This window comes from Actinomycetota bacterium, from assembly GCA_035759705.1.
Lineage (GTDB): Bacteria > Actinomycetota > CADDZG01 > JAHWKV01 > JAHWKV01 > JAJCYE01.
This window is the reverse complement of sequence record DASTUJ010000076.1, coordinates 1-5464: the sequence shown is the minus strand read 5'-3', so window position 1 is coordinate 5464 and position 5464 is coordinate 1. Positions and strand designations below refer to the sequence as shown.

Below are 5464 nucleotides of genomic sequence, written 5' to 3'. Positions count from 1 at the left end.
AGCGTCGGCAGCAGCGGCGCCTTTACGCCCGGGTGCACGGCGAGGCCGATGTCGAGGCGCCGCATCACCGCCTGGAGGCCGATGACGTGGTCGGCGTGCATGTGTGAGGCGACCAGCAGGTCGACCCGCTCGAAGCCCCGGCGCCTCAACGTCGCGGCGATCACGTCGGGCTCCCGGCCGCCGTCAACCAGGATGCGGGCCCCCGAAGGGCTCTCTACCAGCGCAGAGTCGCCCTCTCCGACGTCGAAGAAGGTGACCCTCAGACCCGTCGGCGCGGAGGAGCCGAGGGCCGGCATCAGGCTGGCTCCCACCCACAGGACGGCCCCGGCGACGGCCGGCCACCTCGCCCACCGCCTCCGCTGCGCGAACAGGAGCCAGACGGCGGCGATGATCAGGTAGGCCGCCGCCGCTTCGGCGAGGTTGAAGTTGGGCACGTCGAGCTGGGCGGCGTCCGAGCGGCCGAAGACCTTCGCCACCCACTGCAGCGCCGAGACAAGCAGCCCGGCGAGCTTCATGAACGGCCATGCCAGCGTTTCGGAGACCAGCGACGCCACCCCGCCGGCCAGACCCAGGACGGTGATGGGCGCCACCAGTAGAAAGGCCGCCAGGTTCGCCGGGACCGAGGCAACCGAGACCCGGCCGAAGTGCAGGGCGATCAGCGGGAAGACCGCGACCTGGGCGGCGATGCCGATGGCGACCGCCTCCGCCAGCGGCCTAGGAAGGGAGCCGAGCCGGGCGACGAGCGGCGGCCGCAGCCACAATATTCCGGCCGTCGCCAGGAACGAGAGCTGAAAGCCCACCGACCACAACATCATCGGGTCGAAAGCCAGCAGCCCAACGAAGGCCAGACCGAAGGCGTGGGACGGGGTCGACAGTCTCCCGAACAGGAAAGCCGCGAGGCCGACTGCCGCCATCACGGCGGCACGGAGCACCGACGGCTCCCAGCGGGTGATTGCGGTGAAGAGGACTATCGCGGCCAGTCCCAGCAAGATACCGGTCCGCCGGGAGGCTCGCAGGACGCTCAAGGCGACCGCCAGGGCAGCGAGCACCATCGCCAGGTTCGCTCCCGAGACCGCCGTCAGATGCGACAGGCCCGAGGCCAGGAAGTCGTCCTCCACCCGGGCGCTGATCTTGCGTTCGTCGCCGATCACCAGGCCGGAAAGCAGGGCCGACTGGCCCGGGCTCAAAGTGCGCTCCGAGGCGCCCAGCATCCGGGATCGAAACAGGTTGGAGGCGGCCAGGAGCGGGTTCTTCGTGGAGCCAAGGACCGCAGGCGGAGAAAGAACGACCGCTTTTGCGGCCACGCCCTCTCGGGCGAGGCGGGCGTCGAACGGCTCCCGGGGATCGAGCCGGGACAGCTTCACCTCGAGCCGGACCCGGTCCCCCAATGCGACCGCCGGCGGCTTTCCGTACGACCTGACGGACAGCCGTCCCGCCGCCGGCCGGGTCGATTTGACACCCGGCGCCACCGCGACCGACCGCAGGGTGTAACCCCAGCCGCGCACCAGCGGCTCGGGGTCGGAGGCGACCCGGGCTTCGACGGTCACCACCCGGCCGTCCAGGTCGCCCAGGACCGAACCTTCCAGGACGGCCGTCCGTACCCCCAGGTCCGAACACCCTATGGCGGCCGCCCCCACCAGCAGGAGAGCGCCGGTGCGAGCGCCGATCCGTGGAAGCAGATCTCCCTGCCCCGGGTCGGGCAGCCGGCGGTGGAGCAGCCAGGCGCTGCACAGGCAGCCGGCTCCGAGCACGCCGATCCCCAGAGCGGCCGCTTTGCCGGGGCGCCAGAGGTCGGCGGCCACCAGGCCCAGCAAAAACGCTGCAGCCACCCAAAAAACCCGCGGCGGCGGCGCTACACCGTGATCTGGTCCTTCAGCGCCTCGTACTTCTTCGGGCCGAATCCGCTCACCTCCATCAGCTGGCGCGGGGAGGTGAACCGTCCCTTCTGACGATGGGCGACGATTCGCTCGGCAAGCACCGGGCCGACGCCGGGCAGCTCCTCGAGCTGGGCAGGGGTGGCGAGGTTGAGGTTGACCTTGCCGGCCGGCGCCCCGGCTTCCGCCGAAGAGGCCGGGTCAACCGTCACTGCCTCGCCGGGCTTCGGCACGGTGACCTTCTGGCCGTCGGCAATTACGGCCGCGAGGTTCAGGGCGTTGGCATCCGACTCCGCCAGCGGCCCGCCGGCGGCCGCAACTGCATCCTGCACCCTGCTGCCGTCCGGAAGCTCGTAGACACCGGGCTTGTTCACCTGGCCCGACACGTGAACGACCACCTGCTTGACCGGCGAAGGCGATGCGCTGGCCTCCGGCTGGGCGACGACACGCTCGACCGGCGGCGCAGGAGGGTCGGAGCTGCGGAGGACAACGACCGCGCCGGTTCCGACTATGGCAAGGCCCAGAAGTACGACCAGAAGGAGCTCGGACCGGGACGCGCGCGCAGCGTCCGAGATGCGCTGGAAAACACCCGCTTCCTGCACCCGTCCTCCCGAAAGAAGGAGACCTCGCCTTGGCTGACTTCGAACCGGGGAAGTGCGGGGAAGTGTTATTTGTAACCCGTCAAAACGCTGTTGGCAACGTTGGGAATTTCGCTTTGAAAGCTATCAGCCGCTCGTGACAAAAACGGCCAGGTCGCTTAGTGCAGTCGACTCAACCAGGTACCGCTCGCGCCGGTCCATCGCCAACCGCTGGGTCAGCCGCAGCATCTCGGCAACGCCGGTTCCCGCACGGGCCACGTCGTCCGGCGTCGCGTGCGTCCGGACGTGGCCCCACATGTGCTCGACCGCGTTCGATAGCCGGCCCGCGCCCGGCTTCTCCCGCAGGATGAGCACCAGGTCGGCCGCCAGATCGCCCAGCGCCGCCTTCGAACCCGGAGCCGCCAGGTCCCTGCCGATGCGGCCACACTCCTCCGGGCTGCGAGCCATCACCGAGTACTTGTGCTGCGCCCACAACTGCTGCGCGTCGGCCGGCAGGGGGATCCGGCCGGCCTCTTTGCCGGCGTATTTCCTCCGCAGGATCCCGATCTGGTCGCCCGGCGGGTCGACGAACACCGTAGGCCAATCCGGCTCCTCCACCGGCGCCAGGGGTGTCCGGTCGACGTACCCCCGCAGAGACATCTCCTCGATCAGCTGGTTGTGCCGTTCGATCAGGCCCCCGAGCGCTCCCACCCAGCGGAGCGTCTCCGGGTGGTTGGCGTAGCCCTTCTTGCCGTTCACGATGATCGAGTGCAGCCCGTGCAGCTCGCGGTGCTCCCCCAGCAGGCTTCCCCGGTTGAGGTAGCCGGGCGACAGGTCCCAGATGCGCACGGTCAGTCGCTGCTGCTCGCCATCCTCCGAGACTAAGCCCCCTTTAGAAGCTAGGTCCGCCTCGCTTTGCGTCCTGCGCAGCTTTGTACCGGAACAGCATTGTCAGCGGAACCGCGCCCACCGCGACGCAGCAAACGATCCAGATCCAGGTCTCTGGTGCAACCGGCACGAATACCGCCTGCGGCGATCTTTCGGGGGTGTCGTAGAGGCAAAGTGTCCCGGGAGGAATCACCTGCGACTGTACGGTGTAGCTCCCGGAAAGGGCATTGTCGCTCCGGGAACAGTCCTCCGTATCGTAGAACGCAGCTCCCAGACCCACGAGGCTGCAGACAAGGGCGAAGAACGAGCAGAACGCTAGCCCAGTGAGGAAGCTGCCCCGCCTCACGCCGGTTCGGCCTCCGTCGTTCCCTGCGCCGACCAGTCCACCTTGCGAGTGGCGTACATGATGGTCCCCAGGATCACGAACAGGCCCACCGACCCCATCAGTAGGGCGTAGTCCTCGTTGCGCAGCAGGACGTACAGGTAGGCGTAGAGCCCGGCGACCGCGCCGGTCACAGTCGCCGCCCGGGCCCGCTGCCGGAAGATCACCCAGCTGTAGGCGCCGACCATGCCGACCACGGCCAGGGTGGCGATGGCGTAGGCCGGACCGAAGCCGAGGTGCTCGGACAGCGAAAGCTCCAACAGGTAGAACAGGCATAGAGCCGCCCCCAGAAGCAGGTACTGGATGGGGTGAACGCGCACCCTTCCCAGAACCTCGATCAGCCACATCAGGGCAAAGGTCAGCAGCAGGAACAGCCCGGCGTACTTCAGGCTGCGCTCGGCCATCGAGTAGGTGTTCACCGGCTCCACGAGCTCCACGCCGAACAGCGACGCATCGATAGACGGCCTGAGCGCAGTCCCCTCCGTCCACGCCTGCGGGTAGTTCCGGCCGAGGAACGGGATCGCCCAGGTGGCCTCGAACCCGCCGCTGCTCACGGTGCGGTCGGTGGGCAGCCAGTTGCCCTGGAAGCTTGGGTTGGCCGAGTCGGACGAAAGCTTCACGGTGGTCGTCTCGGCGAAGGGCGCCAGCGAGAGCATCGAGGAGCCGTTGAGCGTCAGCGGGAACGAGAACCGGTAGTCGGTCGTGTCCGCCTCAACCCCCACCGCGGCCTGGATGCCGGTTTTGAACTCCGAGAAGCTCCCGGTTCCGGGCAGAAAAGCCACATCTTTGTCGTTCCATCGCACCGAGTTCTGCTCCTGGATGGCCCGGACGTCGGCGATCGACACCACCAGGTGGGCCCGGGACCAGTCGGCAGTCGCCGGGTCGAGGCCCAGTGACGCAAAGTCCGGCTTCGCGAACTCGCCCTCCACGTTCAGATCGAGACGGTAGACCGGCACGGAAAAGATCCCCCGCTTGCGGGTCTCCGAGTCGACCTTGCCCTCGGCCTGCATGCGCTTGGGGAGGAAGATCGCATTGCCGGGGCGATCGGTGACAACGGGCGCTCCGGTTGCGGAGACGCCGGTGGTCCGTTCGGTGTACGGCACGACTAGCGCAGGCCCGACAATCGACTGGCTGTCCCCCCACTTCGAGGCGATCTCGTCCACCGCACCAGCCGCCCTGCCCTGGCGTTCTTTCACCAGATCGCCGATCTGGAGGATCGGGATGAGCAGGACCAGGGCGAGAAACCCCACTCCCACCAGTCGAAGTGTGCGGGATCCGGAGAATGACCATCCCCAGCGATTCTGCTCGTCCATGAAACGGTCCTTTCGTCATCGTGCGGGGACTCCACACTACGGAACCCAAGACCGGGAATCGATAGGACCGTGTCAAGGAAATGTGAAAACTGGAGGCTTATCGCAACTGTGTTGCAATAAGCACTTCGTCGCCATAGACTCCGACTCCACCTAGTCGGAGGTTGGAATGGTCGGCATCGCCCGGGGTCTGGCTGCTGTTCTCTGCCTGTTGATCCTGACGGCCGGTTGCTCCTCGCCGGCACCGGACACCGATGCCCCCGCGGACGATGGCCGCCTCAAAATCGCCACGACCGTGGCCCCCATCACCAGCATCGTCTCCAGCATCGTGGGGGACCTGGCGGACGTGACCGGCATCGTCCCCGAGGGCACCAACTCCCACACCTTCGAGCCGTCGCCCGGCATCGCCGAGCTGCTTTCCACCGCCGACCT

The 5464-nt window shown here is 67.8% G+C and carries 5 protein-coding genes; 1 reads left to right on the top strand and 4 read right to left on the bottom strand.

Annotated elements, in window-relative coordinates; genetic code table 11:
* The 4 genes from VFV09_05100 to creD form a co-directional block, all read right to left on the bottom strand.
* On the bottom strand, positions 1 to 1829 hold a 1829-nt coding region (locus tag VFV09_05100; protein HEU4867090.1), incomplete at its 3' end, for a ComEC/Rec2 family competence protein.
* Positions 1830 to 1852: 23 nt separating this feature from the next.
* Complete coding sequence (locus VFV09_05095; GenBank protein ID HEU4867089.1) at positions 1853 to 2476, bottom strand: helix-hairpin-helix domain-containing protein; 624 nt, start codon at positions 2474 to 2476, stop codon at positions 1853 to 1855.
* Positions 2477 to 2599: 123 nt separating this feature from the next.
* Positions 2600 to 3301, bottom strand: coding sequence for a DUF1722 domain-containing protein (locus VFV09_05090; GenBank protein ID HEU4867088.1), 702 nt, complete (start codon positions 3299 to 3301; stop codon positions 2600 to 2602).
* Positions 3302 to 3682: 381 nt separating this feature from the next.
* Positions 3683 to 5035: a cell envelope integrity protein CreD gene (gene creD, locus VFV09_05085; GenBank protein HEU4867087.1), complete on the bottom strand. Its 1353-nt coding sequence runs from the start codon at positions 5033 to 5035 to the stop codon at positions 3683 to 3685.
* 166 nt (positions 5036 to 5201) lie between these two features.
* Between creD and VFV09_05080 the strand changes: the two genes are divergently transcribed.
* Positions 5202 to 5464 (top strand): zinc ABC transporter substrate-binding protein (locus VFV09_05080; GenBank protein HEU4867086.1); only part of this gene is annotated, 263 nt, incomplete at its 3' end.

Excerpts from the sequence above, each read along its gene's own strand:
- creD (HEU4867087.1), bottom strand. The coding sequence starts at position 5,035 with ATGGACGAGCAGAATCGCTGGGGATGGTCATTCTCCGGATCCCGCACA.